The 24,026-nt window shown below is 72.5% G+C and carries 19 protein-coding genes and 1 riboswitch; of the genes, 13 read left to right on the plus strand and 6 right to left on the minus strand.

Features of this window, described 5'->3' with window-relative positions; genetic code table 11:
• Nucleotides 1-115 precede the first annotated feature (115 nt).
• Genes ACGFRG_RS29680 through ACGFRG_RS29690 form a run of 3 tightly spaced genes read left to right on the plus strand, consistent with a single transcriptional unit; the run spans nucleotide 116 to nucleotide 2,897 of the window.
• A complete protein-coding gene (locus ACGFRG_RS29680; RefSeq protein WP_361426095.1) occupies nucleotides 116-946 on the plus strand; it encodes an ABC transporter ATP-binding protein in 831 nt (276 codons plus the stop codon).
• Complete coding sequence (locus ACGFRG_RS29685) at nucleotides 936-1,796, plus strand: ABC transporter permease (RefSeq protein ID WP_361426098.1); 861 nt, start codon at nucleotides 936-938, stop codon at nucleotides 1,794-1,796. The genes ACGFRG_RS29680 and ACGFRG_RS29685 overlap by 11 nt, the downstream gene beginning before the upstream one ends.
• A gap of 57 nt (nucleotides 1,797-1,853) precedes the next feature.
• Entirely contained in the window at nucleotides 1,854-2,897 is a 1,044-nt protein-coding gene (locus ACGFRG_RS29690) for an ABC transporter substrate-binding protein (protein WP_393268829.1), read from the plus strand.
• 10 nt (nucleotides 2,898-2,907) lie between these two features.
• On the opposite strand, the gene ACGFRG_RS29695 is transcribed toward ACGFRG_RS29690, so the two are convergent.
• The 3 genes from ACGFRG_RS29695 to ACGFRG_RS29705 all read right to left on the minus strand — a co-directional run bounded on the left by ACGFRG_RS29695 (nucleotide 2,908) and on the right by ACGFRG_RS29705 (nucleotide 6,613).
• Nucleotides 2,908-3,585: a response regulator gene (locus ACGFRG_RS29695; protein ID WP_361426104.1), complete on the minus strand. Its 678-nt coding sequence runs from the start codon at nucleotides 3,583-3,585 to the stop codon at nucleotides 2,908-2,910.
• Entirely contained in the window at nucleotides 3,582-5,222 is a 1,641-nt protein-coding gene (locus ACGFRG_RS29700; RefSeq protein ID WP_393268833.1) for an ATP-binding protein, read from the minus strand. Before ACGFRG_RS29700 ends, ACGFRG_RS29695 begins: the two co-directional genes overlap by 4 nt.
• Nucleotides 5,223-5,377: 155 nt before the next feature.
• Nucleotides 5,378-6,613 carry a citrate/2-methylcitrate synthase gene (locus ACGFRG_RS29705; RefSeq protein ID WP_393268836.1) on the minus strand — a complete coding sequence of 412 codons (1,236 nt, stop codon included), beginning with the start codon at nucleotides 6,611-6,613 and terminating at the stop codon, nucleotides 5,378-5,380.
• 118 nt (nucleotides 6,614-6,731) lie between these two features.
• Here ACGFRG_RS29705 and ACGFRG_RS29710 point away from each other — a divergent pair, with 118 nt between their 5' ends.
• Together ACGFRG_RS29710 and ACGFRG_RS29715 are read left to right on the plus strand one after the other, a co-directional pair.
• Nucleotides 6,732-7,880: a citrate synthase/methylcitrate synthase gene (locus ACGFRG_RS29710; protein WP_361426113.1), complete on the plus strand. Its 1,149-nt coding sequence runs from the start codon at nucleotides 6,732-6,734 to the stop codon at nucleotides 7,878-7,880.
• A gap of 12 nt (nucleotides 7,881-7,892) precedes the next feature.
• Nucleotides 7,893-9,041: a CobW family GTP-binding protein gene (locus ACGFRG_RS29715; protein ID WP_393268839.1), complete on the plus strand. Its 1,149-nt coding sequence runs from the start codon at nucleotides 7,893-7,895 to the stop codon at nucleotides 9,039-9,041.
• Nucleotides 9,042-9,124: 83 nt separating this feature from the next.
• Here the strand turns inward: ACGFRG_RS29715 and ACGFRG_RS29720 are convergent, their stop codons facing one another.
• Entirely contained in the window at nucleotides 9,125-11,578 is a 2,454-nt protein-coding gene (locus tag ACGFRG_RS29720) for a DNA topoisomerase IV subunit A (protein ID WP_361426116.1), read from the minus strand.
• 213 nt (nucleotides 11,579-11,791) lie between these two features.
• Between ACGFRG_RS29720 and ACGFRG_RS29725 the strand changes: the two genes are divergently transcribed.
• The 4 genes from ACGFRG_RS29725 (at nucleotide 11,792) to ACGFRG_RS29740 (ending at nucleotide 16,574) form a co-directional block, all read left to right on the plus strand.
• On the plus strand, nucleotides 11,792-13,150 hold the full coding sequence (locus ACGFRG_RS29725) for a pitrilysin family protein (RefSeq protein WP_361426119.1): 1,359 nt from the start codon (nucleotides 11,792-11,794) through the stop codon (nucleotides 13,148-13,150).
• A gap of 17 nt (nucleotides 13,151-13,167) precedes the next feature.
• Nucleotides 13,168-14,535, plus strand: a complete 1,368-nt coding sequence (locus tag ACGFRG_RS29730; RefSeq protein ID WP_393269002.1) for a M16 family metallopeptidase — start codon at nucleotides 13,168-13,170, stop codon at nucleotides 14,533-14,535.
• Nucleotides 14,536-14,749: 214 nt separating this feature from the next.
• Nucleotides 14,750-14,910: riboswitch (cyclic di-AMP (ydaO/yuaA leader) on the plus strand.
• 13 nt (nucleotides 14,911-14,923) lie between these two features.
• Nucleotides 14,924-15,694, plus strand: coding sequence for a M23 family metallopeptidase (locus tag ACGFRG_RS29735; RefSeq protein WP_393268843.1), 771 nt, complete (start codon nucleotides 14,924-14,926; stop codon nucleotides 15,692-15,694).
• Between the two features lie 202 nt (nucleotides 15,695-15,896).
• Complete coding sequence (locus tag ACGFRG_RS29740; protein WP_361426125.1) at nucleotides 15,897-16,574, plus strand: GntR family transcriptional regulator; 678 nt, start codon at nucleotides 15,897-15,899, stop codon at nucleotides 16,572-16,574.
• 184 nt (nucleotides 16,575-16,758) lie between these two features.
• Here the strand turns inward: ACGFRG_RS29740 and ACGFRG_RS29745 are convergent, their stop codons facing one another.
• Nucleotides 16,759-17,040 carry an HPr family phosphocarrier protein gene (locus ACGFRG_RS29745; protein ID WP_188275429.1) on the minus strand — a complete coding sequence of 94 codons (282 nt, stop codon included), beginning with the start codon at nucleotides 17,038-17,040 and terminating at the stop codon, nucleotides 16,759-16,761.
• Between the two features lie 188 nt (nucleotides 17,041-17,228).
• Here ACGFRG_RS29745 and ACGFRG_RS29750 point away from each other — a divergent pair, with 188 nt between their 5' ends.
• From ACGFRG_RS29750 to ACGFRG_RS29765, 4 genes are all read left to right on the plus strand, one after another.
• The gene (locus ACGFRG_RS29750; protein WP_393268848.1) at nucleotides 17,229-20,486 is read left to right on the plus strand and encodes a GNAT family N-acetyltransferase; all 3,258 of its coding nucleotides are present in this window, start codon (nucleotides 17,229-17,231) and stop codon (nucleotides 20,484-20,486) included.
• Between the two features lie 36 nt (nucleotides 20,487-20,522).
• Nucleotides 20,523-21,110 carry a DUF5998 family protein gene (locus ACGFRG_RS29755; protein WP_188275427.1) on the plus strand — a complete coding sequence of 196 codons (588 nt, stop codon included), beginning with the start codon at nucleotides 20,523-20,525 and terminating at the stop codon, nucleotides 21,108-21,110.
• On the plus strand, nucleotides 21,110-22,303 hold the full coding sequence (locus ACGFRG_RS29760; protein WP_393268852.1) for an alkaline phosphatase family protein: 1,194 nt from the start codon (nucleotides 21,110-21,112) through the stop codon (nucleotides 22,301-22,303). The genes ACGFRG_RS29755 and ACGFRG_RS29760 overlap by 1 nt, the downstream gene beginning before the upstream one ends.
• An 85-nt stretch (nucleotides 22,304-22,388) precedes the next feature.
• Entirely contained in the window at nucleotides 22,389-23,036 is a 648-nt protein-coding gene (locus ACGFRG_RS29765) for a thymidine kinase (protein WP_361426135.1), read from the plus strand.
• 95 nt (nucleotides 23,037-23,131) lie between these two features.
• Here ACGFRG_RS29765 and ACGFRG_RS29770 read toward each other — a convergent pair whose 3' ends face one another.
• Nucleotides 23,132-23,905 carry a VOC family protein gene (locus ACGFRG_RS29770; protein ID WP_361426138.1) on the minus strand — a complete coding sequence of 258 codons (774 nt, stop codon included), beginning with the start codon at nucleotides 23,903-23,905 and terminating at the stop codon, nucleotides 23,132-23,134.
• Nucleotides 23,906-24,026: the final 121 nt, after the last annotated feature.

Raw genomic sequence — 24,026 nt, forward strand, 5'->3', positions numbered from 1 at the left:
ATCCCCGCAGTTGTAGCGCGAGCAAAACGAGCACAACAGGGGTTTGCGAGCAGAAGAACGTCTTGCGCCCACAAGGCTGCCGCTGTGCCGCGGGCCACATCTACGGTCCCGCTCCATGAGTACTGAGCAGAGGGGCCCCAGCACCTGCCCCGCCATCGAGCTGCGGAGCGCGGGCAAGTCGTTCCGTACGCCGTCCGGCGCGCTGCACACGGCCGTACGGGACCTGGACCTGACCGTGGAGCGCGGTGAGTTCGTCGCCGTGGTCGGCCCGACCGGCTGCGGGAAGTCCACGACGCTGACGCTGGTCAGCGGCCTGGAGGAGCCCACCGAAGGCGAAGTCCTGGTGGGCGGCGAGCCGGTCGACGGCATCGGCGACAAGGTCGGCTTCGTCTTCCAGCAGGACGCCGTCTTCCCCTGGCGGACCGTCTTGTCGAACGTCATGGCCGGGCCGCGCTTTCGGGGCGTACCGAAGGCGGAGGCGAAGGAGCGGGCGCGCGAATGGCTCGCCCGCGTCGGTCTCGCCGCCTTCGAGGACCGCTATCCGCACCAGCTCTCCGGCGGCCAGCGCAAGCGCGTCGCGCTCGCCGCGACCTTCGTCAACGACCCCGAGATCCTGCTGATGGACGAGCCGTTCTCGGCGCTCGACGTCCAGACCAGGGCGCTGATGTCCGACGAACTCCTCGACCTGTGGTCCGGCACCGGGTCCTCCGTCGTCTTCGTCACCCATGACCTGGAGGAGTCCATCGCCCTGGCGGACCGGGTCGTCGTGATGACCGCGGGCCCCGCCACCGTCAAGCAGATCTTCGCCATCGATCTGCCGCGCCCCCGCAAGGTCGAGTCGATCCGCCTGGAACCCCGGTTCATCGAGATCTACCGGGAGATCTGGGAGTCGCTCGGCGAGGAAGTACGCATCACCCGTGAGCGGGGTGCCGCCCATGTCGCCTGACGCCATCGCCGCCGTCCCGGTCCGGGCCGCCGAGCGCACCAAGGCCCGGGCGCGCGCCGCCCGCAACCGTCGCCTCCTCGTCCACGGCAGCCGCGTATTGCTGCTCGTCACGGTGCTCGCGCTCTGGGAGATCCTGGCCCGCACCAAGGCCATCGACCCGTTCAACTTCTCGATGCCGTCGAAGATCTGGGACCAGATGCGCGACTGGGCCGTGCACGGCACCGCCCAGGGCTCCCTGTGGGAGCAGATCTGGTACACGCTCTACGAGGCACTGCTCGGCTGGGTCGTGGGCGTCGCCGGAGGTGTCGTCCTCGGCATCACGCTCGGCCGGATCCGCTTCCTCGCCGATGTGCTCGGCCCGTACATCAAGGTCCTCAACGCGATCCCGCGCATCGTTCTCGCGCCGATCTTCCTCATCTGGTTCGGGCTCGGCCCGGCGTCGAAGGTCGCCTCGGCGGTCGTCCTGGTCTTCTTCCCGGTCTTCTTCAACGCCTTCCAGGGTGCCCGCGAGGTCGACCGCAATCTCGTGCACAACGCCCGCGTCCTGGGCGCGAGCAACCGCCGGGTCACCTTCCAGGTCGTCATCCCCTCCGCCACGTCCTGGATCTTCACCAGCCTCCACGTCAGCTTCGGCTTCGCCCTGATCGGCGCGATCGTCGGCGAGTACATCGGCGCGACCAAGGGCCTCGGCCTGCTCGTCGCCTCCTCGCAGGGGACGTTCAACGCCGCCGGTGTCTACGCGGCGATGGTCATCCTCGCGGTCGTCGCGCTGCTCACCGAGGGCCTGCTCACCTTCGCCGAACGGCGGCTGTTCCGCTGGCGGCCCGCCGAGCCGGGCAGCGACCGCTGACCTTCCCCACTCCGCAGCACCCCAGTAGCCCTTCCCCCTCTCACGGGACGTGACGACATGCGCAGCCACCACCACCTCCGCTCCCTCACCACAGCAGTTCTGGCCGGCGCCCTCGCCGCCACCACCCTCACCGCCTGCGGCTCGGACGACTCCGCCGGCGGCTCGTCGAACAAGGTCAAGATCATGGTCGGCGGGCTCGACAAGGTCATCTATCTGCCCGCGATGCTCACCGAGCGGCTGGGCTACTTCAAGGCCGAGGGCCTGGACGTCCAGTTGATGAGCGAGCCCGCCGGGGTGCAGGCGGAGACCGCGCTCATCTCCGGCGACGTCCAGGGCACCGTCGGCTTCTACGACCACACGCTCGACCTCCAGACCAAGGGCAAGCAGGTCACGTCCGTGGTGCAGTTCTCGCACGCGCCCGGCGAGGTCGAGGTCGTCTCCACCAAGGCCGCGGGCGACATCGCGAGTCCCAAGGACTTCAAGGGCAAGAAGCTCGGTGTCACCGGCCTCGGCTCGTCGACCGACTTCCTCACCAAGTACCTGGCGGTCCGCGACGGCGTGAAGACCAGCGACTTCACCCCGGTCGCGGTCGGCGCGGGCCCGACGTTCATCGCCGCGCTGAAGCAGGGCGCGATCCAGGGCGGGATGACGACCGATCCGACGGTCGCCACCATCCTCGACCAGAAGCTCGGCAAGGTCCTGATCGACATGCGCACGCCGGAGGGCTCGCAGCAGGCGCTCGGCGGCCCGTACCCCTCGTCCAGCCTCTACATGAACGCCAGTTGGGTCGACGGGCACAAGGAGACCGTCCAGAAGCTGGCGAACGCGCTGGTCAAGACGTTGCGCTGGATGTCCTCGCACAGCGCGCAGGAGATCGCCGCGAAGATGCCGGCCGACTACGCGAAGGGCGGCAAGGCGCTCTACGCGGAGTCGATCAAGGCCACTCTGCCCATGTTCACCAAGGACGGGGTGATGCCGGCCAACGGGCCCGAGACGGTCGAGAAGGTGCTCAAGGCGTTCAGCCCCAACCTCAAGAACGCCGATGTCGATCTCGCCAAGACGTTCACCACCGAGTTCGTGAACAAGGTCCCCAAGGGCTGAGGCACGCGGGTCAGCGGCCGGTCGCCCACTCGTAGCGGTGCTCGGGGCGGCCGGTCTCCCCGTACCGCAGGCCGAGCCGCACCCGGCCGGACCGCTCCAGGAGCTTGAGATAGCGCTGGGCGGTCTGCCGGCTCACCCCCGCCCGCTCCGCGATCTCCTGCGCCGAGAGCGGGCCGTCGGCCGCCAGGAGCACCTGGCGCAGCAGCTCGGCGGTGGTGGGGGAGTGGCCCCTGGGCAGGCCGGGCTCGGTGGGGACGGAGAGGGCGCCGAAGATCCGGTCCACCTGGGCCTGTTCGGCCTCGCCGCCACCGTCGAGGGTGCGGCGCAGGGCCGCGTACGCCTCCAGTCTGGAGCGCAGTCCCGCGAAGGTGAACGGCTTGACGAGGTACTGGAGCACGCCCTGGCGCATCGCGGCCTGGACGGTGGTCACGTCGCGGGCCGCCGTCACCATGATCACGTCGGTGTGGTGGCCCAGGCGGCGCAGCTCCCGTACGACGGCGAGGCCGTTCTCGTCCGGCAGATAGTGATCGAGCAGGATCAGATCGACGGGGCGCTCGGCGAGCAGCGCGAGCGCCTCGGCGGCCGAATGCGCCGTCGCGATCACCCGGAAACCGGGAACTTTCCCGGCGTACGCGGCATTGATGTCGGCGACTCGGCGGTCGTCGTCCACGACGAGGACGTCGATCACCGCGCCTCCCCGTCCAGCGCCTCGCTCAGTGCCTCCGGGAGGACGACGGTGAACTCGGCGCCGCCGTCCGCGGCGGCCGCCACGCGCGCGTGGCCGCCCTGCCGCTCGGCGAACCGCCGTACCAGCGCGAGGCCCAGGCCCCGCTTGCCGTGGGCGGGCAGCGCCTTGGTCGACCAGCCCTCGGTGAAGATCTGTTCGCGCTGCCCGGCCGGGACGCCGGGGCCGCTGTCGCGCACGCGCAGTACGGCCGTACGCCCCTCGGCGCGCAGCATCACCTCGACCGAGGCGCCAGGGGATCCGGCCGCCGCGTCCAGCGCGTTGTCGACGAGGTTGCCGACCACCGTGACCAGACCGCGCGGGTCGACGAGCCGGTCCGGCAGCAGGCTGTCCGCCGAGATCCGCAGGGCGACGGCCCGCTCGGCCGCGACCGTGGCCTTGCCGACCAGCATCGCCGCGAGCAGCGGGTCGCGGACCTTCTCGGTGACCTGCTCGGCGGTGGTGCGATGCACCCCGACGACCTCGGTGACGAACTCGACCGCCTCGTCGTACATCTCCAGCTCCAGAAGGCCGAGCAGGGTGTGGAGCCGGTTGGCGTGCTCGTGGTCCTGGGCGCGCAGGGCGTCGATGAGGCCGTGGGTGGAGTCCAGCTCGCGGCCCAGGCGCTCCAGCTCGGTGCGGTCGCGCAGGGTCGCCACGGCGCCGCCGTCGTCGGTCGGCATCCGGTTGGCCACCAGGACGCGATGGCCGCGTACGGTCAACAGATCGGTGCCCCAGACGCGGCCCGCGAGCACATCGGTGGTCCGCCCGGCGCCCAGCACCTCGTCCAGGGGGCGGCCGCGCGCCTCGGGGCCTACGCCGAGCAGTCGCTGGGCCTCGTCGTTGAGCAGCCGGATCCGGCCGGACCGGTCCAGCGCGACCACGCCCTCGCGGATCGAGTGCAGCATCGCCTCGCGCTCCGCGAGCAGCGCCGAGATATCGGAGAAGGCCAGGTCACGGGTCTGCTTCTGGATCCTGCGGGAGATCAGATACGCGGCCAGGGCGCCCGCCGCCAGCGCGCCGCCCGCGTACGCGAGCAGCCCGGGGATCGCGGCGAGCAGCCGGGCGCGCACGCTGTCGTACTCGATGCCGACGGAGACCGCGCCCACGATCGCCCCGCCGGAGTCGCGCAGCGCCACCTTGCCGCGTGCCGAGCGGCCGAGCGTGCCGCTGTCGATCTCCATGACGTCGCGGCCCGCGAGCGCGTCGCTGGGGTCGGTGGAGACGACCTTGCCGATCTGCCGGACGTCCGGGTGCGACCAGCGCACCCCGCGCCGGTCCATGACCACCACGTACTCGGCGCCGGTGGCCCGCCGTACCCGCTCGGCCTCCCGCTGCACCGGGCCGTCGGCGCTCGGCCGCGAGGCCAGCAGATCGGCCGTGATGAGCGGCTGGGCGGCGGTCGACTGGGCGATGGCGAGCGCGCGGCGCATCGCCTGGTCGTCGAGCTGATGGCTGAGCGGGGCGAGGAAGAGGCCGGTCGCGACCACGGCGACACCGGCGGCGATGGCCAGCTGCATCAGCAGCACCTGGGAGAAGACGCGCTGGGGCCAGCCGAACCGCCGCCGTCTCGGCGCGGGCGGGCTGGGGACGGCGCTCATGGCTGTGCACGGTAGACGCCGTGCGGCGCATTCCGAAATCTGTTCGGCCCGGGCCGCCCTGGTCACCGCCCTCGCCCCGGTCACCGCCCTCGGGAGGGACCGGTCTCCCTGACCCGCCGGCCGTCCGCCCCGCCCGCCGTTTCCCGGCCGCCACGTCAGGGAAGCGGCTGCGGCGGCTTCGGGCCCGTGTAGTGGCCGCTCGGGCGCATCCGCAGGGGGCGCTCCTCGTACTCCTCCAGGGCGTGCGCGAGCCAGCCCGCCGTGCGTGCCACCGCGAACACCGTCTCGCCCGCCTCGGCGGGCATGTCCGCCGCGACGGTCAGCACCGCCAGCGCCAGGTCGACGTTGGCGTGCAGCGCGGTGTGGCGGGCGGTGGTGGCGACCACGTCGCGGGCCGCGTCAAGCGCGCGGGCGGCGTACGGAAGCTCTTCCAGGAGCGCGAACAGCGCCTGTGCGCGGGGGTCCTTGGCGGGGTAGAGCCGGTGGCCCAGGCCCGGGACGCGGCGGCCGGAGCGGAGGTGGTCGGCGACGACGGGGGCCGCGCCGCCGCGCTCCAGGACCTCGGCGAGCATCCGGTGGGCCAGCCCGCTGGCGGCCCCGTGCAGCGGCCCCTCCAGCACCCCGAGCCCGGCCGAGACCACGGCGTACGGATGCGCCCGCGCGGAGGCGGCGACCCGCGCGGCCAGCGTGGAGGCCGCGAGGTCGTGGTCGATGAGCAGGGCAAGTGCCGTGTCCAGCAGGTCGACTGACGCTGTATCAGCTGTACGGGTGGTCAGGCGCGGCCACAGCCGCGCGGCCAGGCTCCGGTCGCCGGGGCGGTCCGGGAGCTCGGAGCCGCCGGCCTTCGGCAGGGCGCGGACCAGGGTCGGGATCAGGGCGCGCCCACAGCCGAGGACGGCCTCGGGCGAGAGGTCGAAGCGCAGCGGGTCGGCGGCCGAGGCGGCGATCGCCGCGACCCGCAGCCGGTCCATCGCGCCGGAGTGCGCGGGCAGCGCGCCGACCGCGAGCCGGGCCGCGTCCAGCGACTCCCGGGGCGCGCTGAAGCGCACGCCGGGCCGCAGTTCGCCGGTCCACAGCCACTCGGCGACCTCTTCGTACCCGTACGTCCGGGACAGCTCGACCGCGTCGACGCCCCGGTAGTAGTACCGGTCCCGGTCGATGAGGGTGATGCCGGTACGCACGCTCAGCTCGGCGCCGCCCCCGGCGGGCTCGCGGCGGCCGCCGCGCCGGGCCAGCGCCTCGACCTCCTTGGCGTCGAAGGTGGAGCCGCGCCCGCCGGGCGCCCGCTCGCTGCTCAGCTGGCCCCGGCTGACATACGCGTACACCGTCTCCGGCTTCACGCCGAGCCGGTCCGCCGCCTCGCGGGTGGTGAGTCGCGTCTGATCCGTCATCGCACCTGATCCGTCATGAGGTCACCGTATCCACAGAGGGTCATATTGATTCAATCAATATTGACAGCCGTATCGTCAATCATAGACAGTCGAAATCAAGATTGAGGGAGGAACAGACATGCCGACCACCACCACGGCAGTACCCCGCGGACTCGCGGGCGTCGTCGTCACGGACACCGCACTCGGAGACGTCCGCGGCACGGAGGGCTTCTACCACTACCGCCAGTACTCGGCCGTCGAGCTCGCGCAGACCCGCAGCTTCGAGGACGTCTGGCACCTGATGTTCCACGGCGAGCTGCCCGACGCCGCCGCCCGCGCCGAGTTCGGCGCCCGCACGGCCGCGCTGCGCCATCTGCCGCCGCAGGTGGGCGCCGCGCTCCCGGGCATCGCCGCCGCGGGCAGGGCCTCCGGGCCGCTCGCCGGACTGCGCACCGCGCTGTCCCTGCTGGGCGCGGCCCAGGGCTTCCGGCCGGTCTACGACCTCGACGCCGACCGGCGCCGCGAGGACGCGCTCGCCGCCTGCGCGGCCGTCCCCACCCTGCTCACCGCGCTCTACCGGCTGGGGCAGGGGCTCGCGCCCGTCGAGCCGCGCGACGACCTGTCGTACGCGGCCAACTACCTCTACATGATGACCGGTTCGCTGCCCTCGCCCGACCGGGTGCGGGCGATCGAGCGGTATCTCATCTCCACCGTGGACCACGGCTTCAACGCCTCCACCTTCACCGCCCGCGTCGTCGCCTCCACCGGCGCCGACGTGGCGGCGTCCCTGGTCGCGGCGGTCGGCGCGCTCTCCGGGCCGCTGCACGGCGGCGCCCCCAGCCGCGCCCTGGACACCCTCGACGCCATCGGCGGCCCGGACCGCATCGACGGCTGGGTGCGCGAGCGCGTCCTCGCCGGTGACCGGATCATGGGCTTCGGCCACCCCGTCTACCGCACCGAGGACCCGCGTTCGCGGATGCTGCGCTCCATCGCGGAGGGCTTCGGCGGTCCGCTCGTCACGTTCGCGGTCGAGGTCGAGAAGCAGGTCGAGGCGATCCTCGCCGAGCTGAAGCCCGGCCGTGAGCTGCACACCAACGTGGAGTTCTACGCGGGCGTGGTCATGGAGCTGTGCGGGGTGCCGCGCGAGATGTTCACGCCGACGTTCTGTGCGGCCCGGGTGGTCGGCTGGAGCGCCAATATCCTGGAGCAGGCGGAGGACTCGAAGATCATCCGCCCGGCGGCCCGCTATGTCGGCCCGCCCCCGCCGCAGCCCGTGCCCGCGCCCTGAGAGAGGTCCCCCTTGAGCCCGACCGGTCCGAGCCAGCATTCCAGCCAGTCCGCGAGCGGGTCCGCGAGCCGGCCGGGCCGGGAGATCCCCGTCGTGGTCCTCGCGGGCTTCCTCGGCTCGGGCAAGACCACGCTGCTCAACCACCTGCTGCGGGCCAGCCGGGGGACCCGTATCGGCGCGATCGTCAACGACTTCGGGTCCATCGAGATCGACGCCATGACCGTGGCCGGGCAGCTCGGCGACTCCACGCTGTCGCTCGGCAACGGCTGCCTGTGCTGCGCGGTCGACGCGAGCGAGCTCGACGTCTATCTGGAGAAACTGACCCGGCCCGCCGCCCGGCTCGACGTCGTCGTCATCGAGGCGAGCGGTCTCGCCGAGCCGCAGGAACTGGTCAAGATGGTGCTGGCCAGCGAGAACCCCCGGGTCGTCTACGGCGGTCTGGTCGAGGTCGTCGACGCCGCGGAGTACGAGGACACCCGGGAGCGGCACCCCGAGATCGACCGGCATCTCGCCGTCGCCGACCTCGTGGTGCTCAACAAGACGGACCGGGTGGAGCGGTCCCGGCTTGACCGGCTGCGGGAGTCGCTGGGCGGCGCCTCGGTGGTCGAGGCGCGGTACGGGCGGGTCGACCCGGAGCTGTTCTTCGACCGCCGACCGGCCGCCGAGCGGGTCGGCCAGCTCGCCTTCGAGGACCTGCTGGACGACGACGCGCACGGCCCGGAGGGCGACCACGGCGACCACTGCGGCTCCGGCTGCGGCCACGCCGCACATCTGCACACCGCGTACGAGTCCGTCGCCTTCACCTCGGCCGCGCCCATGGACCCGCGCCGGCTGATGGCCTTCCTCGACAGCCGCCCCGAAGGGCTCTACCGCATCAAGGGGTTCGTCGACTTCGGCGCCGCCGATCCGCGCAACCGGTACGCCGTCCACGCCGTCGGCCGCTTCCTGCGCTTCTACCCGCAGCCCTGGGCGCCGGGCGAGGAGCGGCTGACCCAGCTCGTCCTCATCGGCTCCCGCATCGACGCCGAGGGGCTGGAGAAGTCCCTGGACGCGGCCGTGGCGAGCGGCCCGCACGACGCCGCGGACGAGGCCGCCATGTGGGGCGTCCTGCGGTACGTACGACGCGACGAGGCCGAACAGGAGGCGGACGCGGACGTGTGAGCGCGCACGACGGCGCGGCCCGGCTTCTTCGAAAGCCGGGCCGCGCCGTCGTGTTCGCGGGCCGTGTCACGACCCTGGCCCTGTTACGAGGCCGGGCCCGCCAGGTCCGTGATCGGGTGGGCCAGCGGCGTGCCCGAGCCGTCGCGGCGCGGGTCCGGCTCCGGCAGCTCGGCGGGCGCGCCATTGGCCTGCGCCGCCCGGGCCGGGGCCGCGCCCGCCCAGGCGAGCACCAGCATGTCCTCGCCCTTCAGGAACCGCTGGCAGCGCACTCCGCCGGTGGCCCGGCCCTTGCGCGGATACTGGTCGAACGGGGTGAGCTTGGCGGTCGCCGCCGAGTCCCCGAGCAGCGTGCCGCGCGAGCCCGCGACCGTGAACACCGCGGCGTCCGCCGCCGGGTCGACTGCGGTGAACGAGATCACCTTGGCGCCGTCGGCCAGCTTGATGCCCGCCATACCGCCCGCCGGGCGGCCCTGCGGGCGGACCTGGGAGGCCTGGTAGCGCAGCAGCTGGGCGTCGTCCGTGATGAAGACCAGGTCCTCCTCGCCGGTGCGCAGCTCGGCCGCGCCGACGATCCGGTCGCCGTCCTTGAGGGTGATGACCTCCAACTCGTCCTTGTTCGCCGGGTAGTCGGGCACCACACGCTTGACGACACCCTGCTCGGTGCCGATCGCGAGCCCCGGCGACGACTCGTCGAGCGTCGTCAGACAGACCAGCTTCTCGTCCGCGTCGAGCGAGAGGAACTCCGAAACCGGCGCCCCGCCCGACAGGTTGGGAGCGGCCGCCGTGTCCGGCAGCTGCGGCAGGTCGATCACCGCGAGCCGCAGCAGCCGCCCGGTGGAGGTCACCGCGCCGACGTCGCCGCGCTGGGTGGCGGGCACGGCCGAGACGATCAGGTCGTGCTTGGCCCGCCGCTCGTCGCCCGCCGCCAGCGGCTCCGCGTTCGCCGTACGGGCCAGCAGGCCGGTGGAGGAGAGCAGCACCCGGCACGGGTCGTCGGCGACCTCCAGGGCCACCGCCGCGACCGGGGCGCCGGCCGATTCGAGCAGGACGGTCCGGCGCTCGGTGCCGAACTTCTTGGCCACCGCCGCGAGTTCCGCCGAGACCAGCTTGCGCAGCTCGGTGTCGGACTCCAGGATCCCGGTCAGCTCGTCGATCTCACCGGTGAGCCGGTCGCGCTCGCTCTCCAGCTCGATGCGGTCGAACTTGGTGAGCCGGCGCAGCGGGGTGTCCAGGATGTACTGCGTCTGGATCTCGCTCAGCGAGAAGTGCTCGATCAGGCGCTGCTTGGCCTGTGCCGAGTTGTCACTCGACCGGATGAGACGGATGACCTCGTCGATGTCGAGCAGCGCGACGAGCAGGCCCTCGACCAGGTGCAGCCGGTCGCGGCGCTTGGTGCGGCGGAACTCGCTGCGCCGGCGCACCACGTCGAAGCGGTGGTCGAGGTAGACCTCCAGGAGCTCTTTGAGCCCCATGGTGAGCGGCTGGCCGTCGACCAGCGCCACATTGTTGATGCCGAAGGACTCCTCCATCGGCGTCAGCTTGTAGAGCTGCTCAAGGACGGCCTCGGGGACGAAGCCGTTCTTGACCTCGATGACCAGGCGCAGACCGTGCGAGCGGTCGGTGAGGTCCTTGACGTCGGCGATGCCCTGGAGCTTCTTCGAGCCGACCAGGTCCTTGATCTTGGAGATCACCTTCTCCGGGCCGACCGTGAACGGCAGTTCGGTGACGACCAGGCCCTTGCGGCGGGCCGTCACGTTCTCCACCGACACCGTCGCGCGGATCTTGAAGGAGCCGCGGCCCGACTCGTACGCGTCCTTGATCCCCGACAGGCCCACGATGCGGCCGCCGGTCGGCAGGTCGGGACCGGGGACGAAGCGCATCAGCGCCTCCAGGTCCGCGGCCGGGTGCCGGATCAGATGGCGGGCGGCGGCGATGACCTCGCCCAGGTTGTGCGGCGGCATATTGGTGGCCATGCCGACCGCGATGCCGGTGGCGCCGTTGACCAGCAGGTTCGGGAACGCGGCGGGCAGCGCCACCGGCTCCTGCTCCTGGCCGTCGTAGTTCGGCGCGAAATCGACGGTGTCCTCATCGATCGACTCCGTCATCAGCGAGGTGGCGTCCGCCATCTTGCACTCGGTGTAGCGCATGGCGGCCGGCGGGTCGTCGTTGCCGAGCGAGCCGAAGTTGCCGTGGCCGTCGACCAGCGGCAGGCGCATGGAGAAGGGCTGCGCCATCCGCACCAGCGCGTCGTAGATCGACGCGTCGCCGTGCGGATGCAGCTTGCCCATGACCTCGCCGACCACGCGCGCGCACTTCACATAGCCGCGCTCGGGGCGCAGGCCCATCTCGTTCATCTGGTAGACGATGCGGCGGTGGACCGGCTTCATGCCGTCGCGGGCGTCCGGCAGGGCCCGCGAGTAGATCACCGAGTAGGCGTACTCAAGGAAGGAGCCCTGCATTTCGTCCACGACGTCGATGTCGAGGATCTTCTCCTCGAAATCGTCCGGCGGCGGGGTCTTCGTGCTGCGGCGGGCCATCGCGGCTGCGGCTCCTTCACCAACGAGTTCTTCTCAGCGACCACCAACAAGGTCTGCTCCTGACGCCGACCATTGTGGACCGTCCCACTGACAACGCCGACCGCGACCCGGGAACAAGGGACCGCGACCCGGGAACTTCGCCAGGTGTCGGTGCGCTTGCATACAGTGGCAGGACTTCTTCCTGACTTCTTCACCGCGATCGAAGGGACGTACATGCCCATGGGTCACACGGCCACCGCCCAGGCCGGCTCCGGCGGCCTGACAGCGACCGAGCACCGGCTGGCCAACGGCCTGCGCGTGGTGCTCTCCGAGGACCACCTGACCCCGGTCGCCGCGGTCTGCCTCTGGTACGACGTGGGTTCCCGCCACGAGGTCAAGGGCCGTACCGGCCTGGCTCACCTCTTCGAGCACCTGATGTTCCAGGGCTCCCACCAGGTGCACGGAAACGGCCACTTCGAACTGGTGCAGGGGGCCGGCGGCTCGCTCAACGGCACCACCAGCTTCGAGCGCACCAACTACTTCGAGACCATGCCCACGCACCAGCTGGAGCTGGCGCTGTGGCTGGAGGCCGACCGGATGGGCTCGCTGCTGGCCGCCCTGGACGAGGAGTCCATGGAGAACCAGCGCGACGTCGTCAAGAACGAGCGCCGCCAGCGCTACGACAACGTGCCGTACGGCACCGCCTTCGAGAAGCTGACCGCCCTCGCCTACCCCGAGGGCCACCCGTACCACCACACGCCGATCGGCTCCATGGCCGACCTGGACGCGGCGACGCTGGAGGACGCGCGGAACTTCTTCCGTACGTACTACGCGCCGAACAACGCGGTCCTCGCCGTCGTCGGCGACATCGACCCGGAGCAGACGCTCGCCTGGATCGAGAAGTACTTCGGCTCGATCCCGACCCACGACGGCAAGCAGCCGCCGCGTGACGGCGCGCTGCCCGGTGTGATCGGCGAGCAGCTGCGCGAGGTCGTCCACGAGGACGTGCCGGCGCGCGCGCTGATGGCCGCCTACCGGCTGCCGCACGACGGCACGCGCGAGTGCGACGCGGCCGACCTGGCGCTCACCGTGCTCGGCGGGGGCGAGTCGTCCCGGCTCCACAACCGCCTGGTGCGCCGCGACCAGAGCGCCGTGGCCGCGGGCTTCGGCCTGCTGCGGCTCGCCGGTGCGCCCTCGCTCGGCTGGCTGGACGTGAAGACGTCCGGCGGTGTCGAGGTCCCGGACATCGAGTCGGCCGTCGACGACGAGCTGGCCCGGTTCGCCGAAGAGGGCCCCACGGCCGAGGAGATGGAGCGCGCCCAGGCCCAGCTGGAGCGCGAGTGGCTGGACCGGCTGGGCACGGTCGCGGGCCGCGCCGACGAACTGTGCCGGTACGCGGTGCTGTTCGGCGACCCCCAGCTCGCCCTGACCGCCGTCGACCGGGTGCTCGACATCACCGCCGAAGAGGTGCGGGACGTCGCCCGGGCCACCCTGCGCCCGGACAACAGGGCGGTGCTCGTCTACGAGCCGACCACCGCCGAAGCAGACGAGGACGAGGCGGCCGACGCCGACGCCAAGGGAGCAGAGCAGTGAGCCAGACCGGCGTGACCATGGAGTTCCACCCGCAGCCGGCGGCCGGCACCGCGCGCCCCTGGGCGTTCCCCGCCCCCGGCCGCGCCACCCTGCCCAACGGGCTGACCGTGCTGCGCTGCGACCGCCCGGGCCAGCAGGTGGTGGCCGTCGAGATCTTCCTCGCCGCCCCGCTGGACGCCGAGCCGGCCGGTCTGGACGGCGTCGCCACGATCATGGCGCGCGCGTTCTCCGAGGGCACCGACAAGCGCTCCGCCGAGGAGTTCGCCGCCGACCTGGAGCGCTGCGGCGCCACCCTGGACGCGCACGCGGACCACCCCGGCGTGCGGATCTCCCTGGAGGTGCCGGTCTCCCGGCTCCCCAAGGCGCTCGGTCTGCTCGCCGAGGCGCTGCGCGCGCCCGCGTTCGCCGACGCGGAGATCGACCGCCTGGTCCGCAACCGCCTCGACGAGATCCCGCACGAGCTGGCCAACCCGGCCCGCCGCGCCGCCCAGCAGCTCTCCCGCGAGCTGTTCCCGGCCACCTCGCGCATGTCGCGCCCGCGCCAGGGCACCGAGGAGACCGTGACGCGGATCGACGCGGCCGCCGTACGGGCCTTCTACGAGGCGTATGTGCGCCCCGCCGCGGCCACCGCGGTCGTCGTCGGCGACCTCGGCGCCACCGACCTGGACGCGGTCCTCGCGGACACGCTGGGCGCCTGGACCGGCACCGCGGCCGAGGAGCGCCCGATGCCGCCGGTCACCGCCGACGACACGGGCCGCGTGGTCATCGTCGACCGGCCCGGCGCCGTCCAGACCCAGCTGCTCATCGGCCGGGTCGGCCCGGACCGCCACGACCGCGTCTGGCCCGCCCAGGTGCTCGGTACGTACTGCCTGGGCGGCACGCTCACCTCCCGCCTGGACCGCGTCCTGCGCGAGGAGAAGGGCTACACGTACGGAGTACGTGCGTACGGTCAGGTGCTGCGCTCCGGCGCCGAGGGCACCGGCGCGGCCATGCTCGCCATCAGCGGCTCGGTCGACACCCCGAACACCGGCCCGGCCCTCGACGACCTGTGGACGGTGCTGCGCAAGCTCGCCGCCGAGGGTCTGACCGACCCCGAGCGCGAGACGGCCGTGCAGAACCTGGTGGGCGTCGCCCCGCTGAAGTACGAGACGGCGGCGGCCGTCGCCGGGACGCTGGCCGACCAGGTCGAGCAGCACCTCCCGGACGACTTCCAGGCGCAGTTGTACGCGCGCCTCGCCGAGACGGGCACCGTGGAGGCGACGGCGGCCGTCGTCAGCGCCTTCCCGGTGGACCGTCTGGTGACCGTCCTCGTGGGTGACGCGGCGCAGATCGAGGAGCCGGTCAAGGCCCTCGGAATCGGTGAAGTCACCGTCGTCGCGGGCTGATTGGGCGCCGCGCCGCGCGCGCGGCGTCGGGTACGGGGAGGACCCCGGTGGCAGCTGTGCCGCCGGGGTCCTCCCGTATGTCCGGTTTATTGGGGAGGTTGCCTGTCTGTCATGTGGCGTGCGCTACAAAACCAGGCGTCTGTTTGGCGATTGAAAGATCAGCCGTCTAGCGTCGGTCGGGCTGTCCGTCACCACCCGCCGCAGCCGCGGCACCGGACAGCGATCGCCGAGTCCCCAACTGGCGCGAGCCAGGGGAGCCGGGGACCCACTCAGTCCCTGGGGTGAATCGGACACCTCCGCCCGCGGAGGGGCCCGTAGGAGACCTTCCAGCTCCGAACCCGTCAGCTAACCCGGTAGGCGAGATGGAAGGAAAGGACACCGCCACTTCATGGCGTTCACCCGTGCCACCGGGAAGCACCGGCGTCCCAGCGCCATGTCGCGCAAGGGCACGAACATAGCGGGCATCGCCACCCTGGCCACCGCCGGAGTCGTGGGCACCCTCGCCTCGCCGGCCCTCGCCGCCGAGCACGCCGCCCCCGCCGCGGCCTCCGTCGAGGACACCGGCCTCACCCAGGCCATCGTCATCGGCGACTCGCTCGCCGACCGCATCGGCGCCCAGGCCGCCGCGCAGCAGCACGCCGCCGACAAGGCCCGCGCCGCCGCCGAGGCCAAGCGCAAGGCCGAGGCCCGGGCCAAGGAGGAGCGCGCCGCCAAGGAGCGGGCCGCCCGCGAGGCCGAGCGCAAGCGCCTCAACACCTTCGTCGCCCCGATAGCGGACTCGTACGTCTCCACCGGCTACAAGACCGGCGGCTCGCTGTGGTCCTCCGGCAGCCACACCGGCATCGACTTCCACGCGGACAGCGGCACCGTGGTGCACGCCGTGGGGCTCGGCACCGTCGTGGAGGCGGGCTGGGGCGGGGCGTACGGCAACAACATCGTGATCCGGATGAACGACGGCACGTACACGCAGTACGGCCACCTGTCGTCCATCGGTGTCTCCGTCGGCCAGTCGGTCGAGCCGGGCCAGCAGATCGGCCTCTCCGGCGACACCGGCAACACCACCGGCCCGCACCTCCACTTCGAGGCCCGCACGGCCGCCACGTACGGCTCAGACATCGACCCGGTCGCGTACCTGCGCGCGCACGGCGTGTCCGTCTGAGCCACCGACGCGCCGAGCGTCCCCCTGTCATCGAAGCCCCGGCACCTCGTGCCGGGGCTTCGTGCGTTGCCGCGTCGGCGCGTTGGCCAAAAGGTATCGCTGGAATAGGCCATGTCACCGGGAATTAACAGCCGCTGGAATAGAGTCGCCGAACAGGCGTCGATCGACCGCGTTTCGCGGGGATTAAGGCGGAGGTTCGGTCATGCGTATTCCGGCGCAATCGGTATGCACGGCAATCCGCGACGACATCGTCGCGGGGCTCTTCGAGCGCGGCAGCCGGCTCACCGAGGAAGTGCTCGCCCGGCGTTACGGAGTCTCGCGCGTCCCGGTCCGCGAGGCGCTGCGCACCCTGGAGTCCGAGGGCTTCGTGACCACCCGCCGGCACGCCGGGGCCTGTGTCGCCGAGCCCACCGAGCAGGACGCGGCCGACCTGCTCGAAATGCGGGTGCTGCTGGAGCCGCTGGCCGCCGCGCGCGCGGCGACGCGGCACACCGAGGCGCATCTCAAGGTGCTGCGTGGCCTGGTCAGGCTGGGGCAGGAGCGCATCCGGCGGGCCCAGGGCGAGGACCTGCGCTCGCTGGGCGTCTGGTTCCACGAGACGCTCGCCCAGGCGTCCGGCAGCCCCGGCCTGATCGCGCTGCTCACCCAGCTGCGGCAGAAGGTCGCCTGGATGTACGTGGTGGAGCGGCCCGCGCTGCCCGGTGAGTCCTGGGCCGAGCACGCGGCGATCGTGGACGCGGTGGCGCGCGGCGACGCCGAGCGGGCCAGGTCCGTCGCCGCCCTCCACGCCGAGCGTGCCTTTTCCGCCTATCGCCTGCGTCGCCCGGCGGACGTGAGAAGTTCGCAACATGCCGTAAACACCGCGAGCGCCCGTGCTTAACAAAGCCGCCGTATACAAAGAGAAGTAATTCGAGGGGCCGGATTTCGGCTGCCCGAAATCAGCGTCGTACGCGAAGTCGCGAAGGTGTGAAGTCGCGAAGTCGCGCACAAGAAAGCGAGCCGTGCACCCGAATTCGGGTGCACGGCTCGCTCGATGAAGCGCGGGGTCGGCCGACCGGGTGCGGTCAGACCGTCTCCGGCAGCTCCTCAAGGCCCTCGGCGACGAGCTTCGCCAGACGGTCCAGGGCCGCGTCGGAGCCCTCCGCCTCGGAAGCCAGCACGATCTCCTCGCCGCCCTGCGCGCCCAGGCCGAGCACCGCGAGCATGGAGGCGGCGTTGACCGGGTTGCCGTCGGCCTTGGCGATCGTCACGGGGACGCCGGACGCCGTGGCGGCGCGGACGAAGATGGAAGCGGGGCGGGCGTGCAGGCCCTCGGCCCAGCCGACATTGACGCGGCGCTCAGCCATGGTGATGCCCTTCGAAATCTCTGACGGTTGTCTAGACCATTCTCTCATGCCCTGCGGAGTGCTCATACCGACCTCGGACCCCGGCTCGAAGGCCGTTCGGCCCTGTGCTCCTCTCCTGCCCTGGCCCCCTGCTCCGGCTCCCTACCTTGGCCCGCCCCAACCGGCCCCGCGACCCGTAGGCTGCCCGTATGCAGGCTCCGCAGGAGAAGACGCAGGACCCCGCGTACCCGGCCCACTGGGAGGCCGACGTCGTGCTGCGCGACGGGGGCACGGCCCGGATCAGGCCCATCACGACCGCCGACGCCGAGCGGCTCGTCTCCTTCTACGAGCAGGTGTCGGACGAATCCAAGTACTACCGCTTCTTCGCGCCCTACCCCCGGCTGTCCGCCAAGGACGTGCACCGCTTCACCCATCACGACTATGTGGACCGGGTCGGACTCGCGGCGACGGTCGGCGGCGAGTTCATCGCGACCGTCCGCTTCGACCGGATCAACGCGCAGGGCCGGCCCGCCTCTGCCCACCCGTCTCCCACCGCCGCCCTTGCCGGAGGGCGCTTCGCGCCCGCCCCTTCTGACGCCGACGAGGCCGAGGTGGCCTTCCTGGTGCAGGACGCCCACCAGGGGCGCGGGGTGGCGTCCGCGCTGCTCGAACACATCGCGGAGGTCGCGCGCGAGCGGGGGATCCGGCGGTTCGCGGCGGAGGTGCTGCCCGCCAACAACAAGATGATCAAGGTGTTCACGGACGCGGGGTATCAGCAGAAGCGTTCCTTCGAGGACGGCTCGGTCCATCTGACGCTAGACCTGGAGCCGACGGCCGAATCCCTCGCCGTGCAGCGCGCGCGTGAGCAGCGCGCCGAGGCGCGCTCGGTGCAGCGGCTGCTCGCCCCCGGCTCGGTCGCCGTCATCGGCGTCGGCCGCGCGCCGGGCGGGGTGGGCCGCACGGTGCTGCGCAATCTGCTCGGGGCGGGGTTCGCGGGGCGGGTGTACGCGGTCAACCGGGCGTTCGGGGACGGCAGTTCCGCGCCCGACGGCGGTTCGTCGGCCGATGGCGGCTTGACGGTCGACGGCGTACCGGCGGTCCGCTCGCTGGCGCAGATCGACGAGCCGGTCGACCTGGCGGTCGTCGCCGTACCGGCCGAGCGGGTGCCGGAGGCCGTCGCGGAGTGCGGCGAGCACGGGGTGCAGGGGCTCGTCGTCCTCTCCGCCGGCTACGCGGAGAGCGGCGCGGCCGGCCGCGAGCGCCAGCGCGAACTGCTGCGGCAGGTGCGGTCGTACGGGATGCGGCTGATCGGGCCGAACGCGTTCGGCGTGATCAACACCGCCCCTGGCGTACGGCTGAACGCGTCCCTGGCGCCGGAGTCGCCCGACCGGGGCCGGATCGGCCTGTTCACCCAGTCCGGAGCGATCGGCATCGCGCTGCTCTCGGGCCTCTACCGGCGCGGGGCGGGCCTGTCGACGTTCATCTCGTCCGGCAACCGGGCGGACGTCTCGGGCAACGACATCCTCCAGTACTGGTACGAGGACGCCGATACGGACGTGGTTCTGCTGTACCTCGAATCCATCGGCAACCCGAGGAAGTTCACCCGGCTCGCGCGGCGGACGGCGGCGGTGAAGCCGGTGGTGGCGGTGAAGGGCGGGCGCCACAGCGGCTCGACCCCGCCCGGCCACGCGGTCCCGGTGACCCGCGTCCCCGACGCGGCGGTCTCGGCACTGCTGCGCCAGGCCGGGGTGATCCGGGTGGACACGGTGACCGAGCTGGTCGACGTCGGCGTGCTCCTCGCGGACCAGCCGCTCCCGGCGGGCCCGCGCGTGGCGATCCTGGGCAACTCGGAATCCCTCGGCCTGCTGACGTACGACGCCTGCCTGACCGAGGGCCTGCGCCCCCTGCCGCCCCGCGACCTGACGACGGCGGCCACCCCGGCCGACTTCCGCGACGCGCTGGCGCAGGCCCTCGCGGACGAGTTCTGCGACGCGGTGGTGGTGACGGCGATCCCCTGGGTCGGCACCCCCGGCCACCCCGACGAGGCCCTGGCCACCGCCCTCAAACAGGCCACGTCCACGGCCCCGTCCAAGCCGGTGGCGGTGGTCCATGTGGAATTGGGCGGCCTGGCCCAAGCCCTGGCGAACGCGACGGACACGGCCCCGCGGACGCCGACGGCGAACAGGGCGAGGGTGACCCCACCGCGCCCGGAGGGCGGCGCGCCCGAGTCGGCTCCCACGGCGCCGCCCGTCGGCCTGCCGGAGGGGGCACAGGGCCGCACCCCCGCCGGGACAGCAGGGGGCGAAGCCCCCGCTTCCCGGGGCCCGGGGACCGCGCTCCCGCCCACGCCGTTCGGGGGCCCAGCGGCCCCGCTCATGCCGACGTCTTCCGGCGACCCGGGGACCGCGCTCCCGCCCACGTCTTCCGGCGACCAGGGAACGGCGTCCCTGCCCACTCCTTCCGGGGGCCCGGGGGCCCCGCCCCCGTCCACCCACCCCTCCCCACCCCCACCCCCGGAGGGTTTCGGGAAGGGGCGGGGTGGGGGATCGAACAGCGCCGACCACGACGAACCCGCACCCGAACCCCCGCCCCCACCCCACCGCATCCCCGCCTACCCCGCCGCCGAGCGCGCCGTGCGGGCGCTCGCGCAGGCCGTGCGGTACGGACAGTGGCGGCGGCAGGCCGTCGAGCAGGGGAAGGTGGCGGAGTACGACGACATCGACGAGGCCGGGGTCGCCCGGGACATCGCGCGGCTGCTCGGCGACGCCCCGGACCCCAGGGGCGTGACGCTCGGCAGCGACGCGGCCGAGGCGCTGCTCGCCCGCTACGGCATCCGCGTACGCCCCGCCCACCCCGCCCCGCACCCCGACGCCGCCGTCGAAGCCGCCACCCGCCTCGGCTACCCCGTCGCGCTCAAGACCACCGCCCCGCATCTGCGCCACCGCCCCGACCTCGGCGGAGTCCGCCTCGACCTCGCGAACGAGGAGCAACTGCGGCGTTCCTACGCCGAGTTGACCCAGGCGCTGGGCAAGCCGGAGGAGCTGCAGCCGGTGGTGCAGGCGATGGCGCCGCGCGGGGTCGACACCGTCGTGCGCGCCGCCATCGACCCGGCCGTCGGCGCCGTGCTCTCGTTCGGTCTCGCCGGAGCCGCCTCCGAGCTGCTCGGCGACACCGGCCACCGGCTGGTTCCGGCCACCGACCGCGACGCCGCCGAGCTGATCCGGTCGATCCGGACCGCCCCGCTCCTGTTCGGCTGGCGCGGCTCGGCCCCGGTGGACACGGCGGCGCTGGAGGAGCTCCTGCTGCGGGTGTCACGCCTGGTCGACGACCACCCGGAGATCGTCGCGGTCACCCTGGAACCGGTCGTCGTCGCCCAGCACGGCCTCACCGCCCTCGGCGCCACCGTCCGTCTCGCCCCGCCCCCGGCCCGTACCGACCTCGGCCCCCGCCGCCTGCCCAGCTACTGAAACGATCGGGCCCCGGGGCCCCGTAGGATGGAGTCCATGGCGAAGACCGGCACGATGACCCAGGGGCTGCGCGCGGCGATCGAGCGCAGCGGCTACTACCCGGCCCTTGTGGCCGAGGCGGTGGAGGCCGCCGTCGGTGGTGAGCCCATCGCGTCGTACCTGGTGCACCAGGAGACCACCTTCGACGCCAACGAGGTGCGCCGCCACGTCACGGTCCTCGTCCTCACGGACAATCGTTTCATCGTGAGCCACACCGACGAGCAGAACGCCGACACCAGCTCCCCGACGCCGTACGCGACGACCTCGACGGAGTCCGTGAAGATCGGCCGGATCTCGTCCGTGGTGGTCAGCCGCGTCGTCGCCAACCCCGAGTCGTACACGCCGGGCGTGCTGCCCCGTGAGGTGGTCCTCACCATCGGCTGGGGCGCGGTGTCCCGGATCGACCTGGAGCCCGCCGCCTGCGGCGACCCCAACTGCGACGCCGACCACGGCTACACCGGCAACGCCACGGCCGACGACCTGAGCCTGCGGGTCAGCGAGGCCGGCGACGGCCCGGACACCGTGCGCCAGACCCTCGCCTTCGCGCAGGCGCTCTCCGAGGCGACCGCGGCGACCGGCCGCTGATGGCCCAGCCCTACTGGCAGGATCCGGAACCCCTCGCCCTCGACACCGCCCCCCTGCCCGAGTACGGCAGCGGCTCGCTCGCCGACCTGCTGCCCACACTCGCGGCGGGCCAGGGCGTGCCCGGCGTGAGCGCCGCGATCCCCGAGCTCGCCCCGGCCGACCGGAACTGCGTCTTCCTGATCGACGGCCTCGGCTGGGAGCAGATCAAGGCGCACCCGGACGAGGCGCCCTATCTGCACTCGCTGCTCGGCACCTCGCGCGGCGGCACCGGTCGCCCGATCACCGCGGGCTTCCCGGCCACCACCGCCACCTCGCTCGCCTCCGTCGGCACCGGCCTGCCGCCCGCCGCGCACGGCCTGCCCGGCTACACCGTGCGCAACCCCGAGACCGGGGAGCTGATGAACCAGCTGCGCTGGCGGCCGTGGACCGACCCGCATGTGTGGCAGCCGTACCCCACGGTCTTCCAGCTGGCCGACGCGGCCGGGGTCCACACCGCGCAGGTGTCGTCGCCGACCTTCGAGCACACCCCGCTGACCAAGGTCGCACTCAGTGGCGGAACGTTTCACGGGCGGCTCTCCGGCGAGGAGCGCATGGACCTCGCGGCCGAGCAACTGGCCGCGGGTGACCGCTCGTTGGTCTACACGTACTACAGCGAGGTCGACGGCAAGGGCCACCGCTTCGGTGTCGACTCCGACGCCTGGCGCGGCCAGCTGATGTACGTCGACCGGCTCGTCCAGCGGCTCGCCGAGCAGCTGCCGCCCCGCTCGGCGCTGTACGTCACCGCCGACCACGGCATGATCGACATCCCCTTCGACGAGCAGTCCCGTATCGACTTCGACGAGGACTGGGAGCTGCGCGCGGGCGTCGCCCTGCTCGGCGGCGAGGGCCGGGCCCGCCATGTGTACGCGGTCCCGGGCGCCCACGCCGACGTCCTCGCCGTCTGGCGCGAGGTGCTCGGCGAGCAGTTCTGGGTGGCCGGCCGCGAGGAGGCCATAGCCGCCGGCTGGTTCGGGCAGCCGGGCGCCTGCGACGAGCGGGTGCACGGACGGATCGGCGACGTCGTCGCGGCCGCGCACGCCGATGTGGTGATCACCGCGTCGCGCAACGAGCCGAACGAGTCCGCGATGGTCGGCATGCACGGCTCGATGACCCCCGTCGAGCAGCTGGTGCCGCTCATCGAAGTACGCTCGTAACCCTTCACCCTTCCCGTACTTCTCCCGCCCGCCACGCGCGCGTGCCGCGTGCGCGTGCGCAGACCCGAAAGGCCGTCACCCTCCCATGCCCGAGCTGGTGTTCTTCTCCGGAACGATGGACTGCGGAAAGAGCACCCTCGCTCTTCAGATCGAGCACAACCGGTCCGCGCGCGGACTCCAGGGCATGATCTTCACGCGGGACGACCGCGCGGGCGAGGGCAAGCTGTCCTCCCGACTCGGGCTGGTGACGGACGCCGTCGAGGCCGCCGAGGGCTTCGACTTCTACGCGTACCTCGTCGCCCATCTCTCCAAGGGCGGCCGCTGCGACTATGTGATCGCCGACGAGGCGCAGTTCCTCGCGCCCGGCCAGATCGACCAGCTCGCCCGGGTCGTCGACGACCTCGACCTGGACGTCTTCGCCTTCGGCATCACCACCGACTTCCGCTCCAAGCTCTTCCCCGGCTCCCAGCGGCTCGTCGAGCTCGCCGACCGCGTCGAGGTCCTTCAGGTCGAGGCGCTGTGCTGGTGCGGCGCGCGGGCCACGCACAACGCCCGCACGGTCGGCGGCGAGATGGTCGTCGAGGGCGCCCAGGTGGTGGTCGGCGACGTCAACCAGTCCGAGGACGAGATCGGTTACGAGGTGCTGTGCAGGCGCCACCACCGCCGGCGCATGACAGCGGCGGCCGCACGCGCGGCGGCGCTGTCGCCGGACGTGCTTCCGGTGGATGCGTAGCCGCCTCGCGAGGGCGGGTATTCGGCTGCGGACCGTGCCGGGTTGCTCGCGCCCCTGTAGGGCACCCGGTACCGCGTGCGGACTGCCCGATTGAGTCAGGCCGCCGACCGCACCAGCGTGAAGACCGCGCCCTCCGGGTCCGCGACCGTTGTCACCCGGCCGCTCGAACCGTCGCGCGGGGGCTTGATCACGTGGCCGCCGAGTTCGGTGACCCGGCGGGCCGCCGCGTCGGCGTCCGTGACCTCGAAGTACGTCATCCAGTGCGCGCCCTTGTCGCGCGGCAGGGCGTGGCCGACGCCGTGCAGGGACGCGACCGGGCGGCCGTCGAGGTGCAGCGTCACATAGTCGAAGTCGGCCGAGACCACCGCCTCCTCCTCGTAGCCGAACACCGACTCGTAGAACTTGCCGACGGCGGAGGTCTCACGGGTCACCAGCTCGTTCCAGACGGGCGTGCCCGGTGCGCCCGCCACCGTGTTGCCGACGTGCGCCTCGGCCTGCCAGGCGCCGAAGACCGCGCCCTCCGGGTCCGAGGCGATCACCAGCCGGCCCGCGTCGCCCGCGTCCAGCGGGCCCACCCCGACCGTGCCGCCGCAGTGCCGGATCGCCTCGGCCGTCGCGTCCGCGTCGTCGGTGGCCAGATACGTGGTCCAGGCGATCGGCAGATGGCGGTCGGGCGGGAGCTGCCCGATGCCCGCGACCTCGGCGCCGTCGAGCAAGGCCCGTACGTACGGGCCGAGCGAGGCGGGCCCGGGGCGGAACTCCCAGCCGAACAGCGCCGCGTAGAACTCCTGGATAGGCGCCAGGCCGTGCACCATGAGGCTCACCCAGCAGGGTGTTCCGGGTGTGTGCCGGGTCTCTGCCTGGGACATCGTGACTCTCTCCTCGGACCATCGCTGTGACAACGCGCCCTAAAGAAGTGGGCGGCCGGCCGCGCCGCGCGCCCACCCCCTCGCAGATGCTTGCACCACCGGAGGCGATGCGCGCCCCGGC

Origin of the sequence: Streptomyces sp. NPDC048696, assembly GCF_043198895.1 — a bacterium.
In the GTDB taxonomy this organism is placed as follows: domain Bacteria; phylum Actinomycetota; class Actinomycetes; order Streptomycetales; family Streptomycetaceae; genus Streptomyces.

Excerpts from the sequence above, each read along its gene's own strand:
- ACGFRG_RS29705 (WP_393268836.1), bottom strand. The coding sequence starts at position 6,613 with ATGACGGATCAGACGCGACTCACCACCCGCGAGGCGGCGGACCGGCTC.
- ACGFRG_RS29735 (WP_393268843.1), top strand. The coding sequence starts at position 14,924 with ATGGCGTTCACCCGTGCCACCGGGAAGCACCGGCGTCCCAGCGCCATG.
- ACGFRG_RS29745 (WP_188275429.1), bottom strand. The coding sequence starts at position 17,040 with ATGGCTGAGCGCCGCGTCAATGTCGGCTGGGCCGAGGGCCTGCACGCC.
- ACGFRG_RS29710 (WP_361426113.1), top strand. The coding sequence starts at position 6,732 with ATGCCGACCACCACCACGGCAGTACCCCGCGGACTCGCGGGCGTCGTC.
- ACGFRG_RS29680 (WP_361426095.1), top strand. The coding sequence starts at position 116 with ATGAGTACTGAGCAGAGGGGCCCCAGCACCTGCCCCGCCATCGAGCTG.
- ACGFRG_RS29750 (WP_393268848.1), top strand. The coding sequence starts at position 17,229 with ATGCAGGCTCCGCAGGAGAAGACGCAGGACCCCGCGTACCCGGCCCAC.
- ACGFRG_RS29730 (WP_393269002.1), top strand. The coding sequence starts at position 13,168 with ATGGAGTTCCACCCGCAGCCGGCGGCCGGCACCGCGCGCCCCTGGGCG.
- ACGFRG_RS29685 (WP_361426098.1), top strand. The coding sequence starts at position 936 with ATGTCGCCTGACGCCATCGCCGCCGTCCCGGTCCGGGCCGCCGAGCGC.
- ACGFRG_RS29770 (WP_361426138.1), bottom strand. The coding sequence starts at position 23,905 with ATGTCCCAGGCAGAGACCCGGCACACACCCGGAACACCCTGCTGGGTG.
- ACGFRG_RS29765 (WP_361426135.1), top strand. The coding sequence starts at position 22,389 with ATGCCCGAGCTGGTGTTCTTCTCCGGAACGATGGACTGCGGAAAGAGC.
- ACGFRG_RS29700 (WP_393268833.1), bottom strand. The coding sequence starts at position 5,222 with ATGAGCGCCGTCCCCAGCCCGCCCGCGCCGAGACGGCGGCGGTTCGGC.
- ACGFRG_RS29760 (WP_393268852.1), top strand. The coding sequence starts at position 21,110 with ATGGCCCAGCCCTACTGGCAGGATCCGGAACCCCTCGCCCTCGACACC.
- ACGFRG_RS29720 (WP_361426116.1), bottom strand. The coding sequence starts at position 11,578 with ATGGCCCGCCGCAGCACGAAGACCCCGCCGCCGGACGATTTCGAGGAG.
- ACGFRG_RS29755 (WP_188275427.1), top strand. The coding sequence starts at position 20,523 with ATGGCGAAGACCGGCACGATGACCCAGGGGCTGCGCGCGGCGATCGAG.
- ACGFRG_RS29725 (WP_361426119.1), top strand. The coding sequence starts at position 11,792 with ATGCCCATGGGTCACACGGCCACCGCCCAGGCCGGCTCCGGCGGCCTG.
- ACGFRG_RS29740 (WP_361426125.1), top strand. The coding sequence starts at position 15,897 with ATGCGTATTCCGGCGCAATCGGTATGCACGGCAATCCGCGACGACATC.
- ACGFRG_RS29690 (WP_393268829.1), top strand. The coding sequence starts at position 1,854 with ATGCGCAGCCACCACCACCTCCGCTCCCTCACCACAGCAGTTCTGGCC.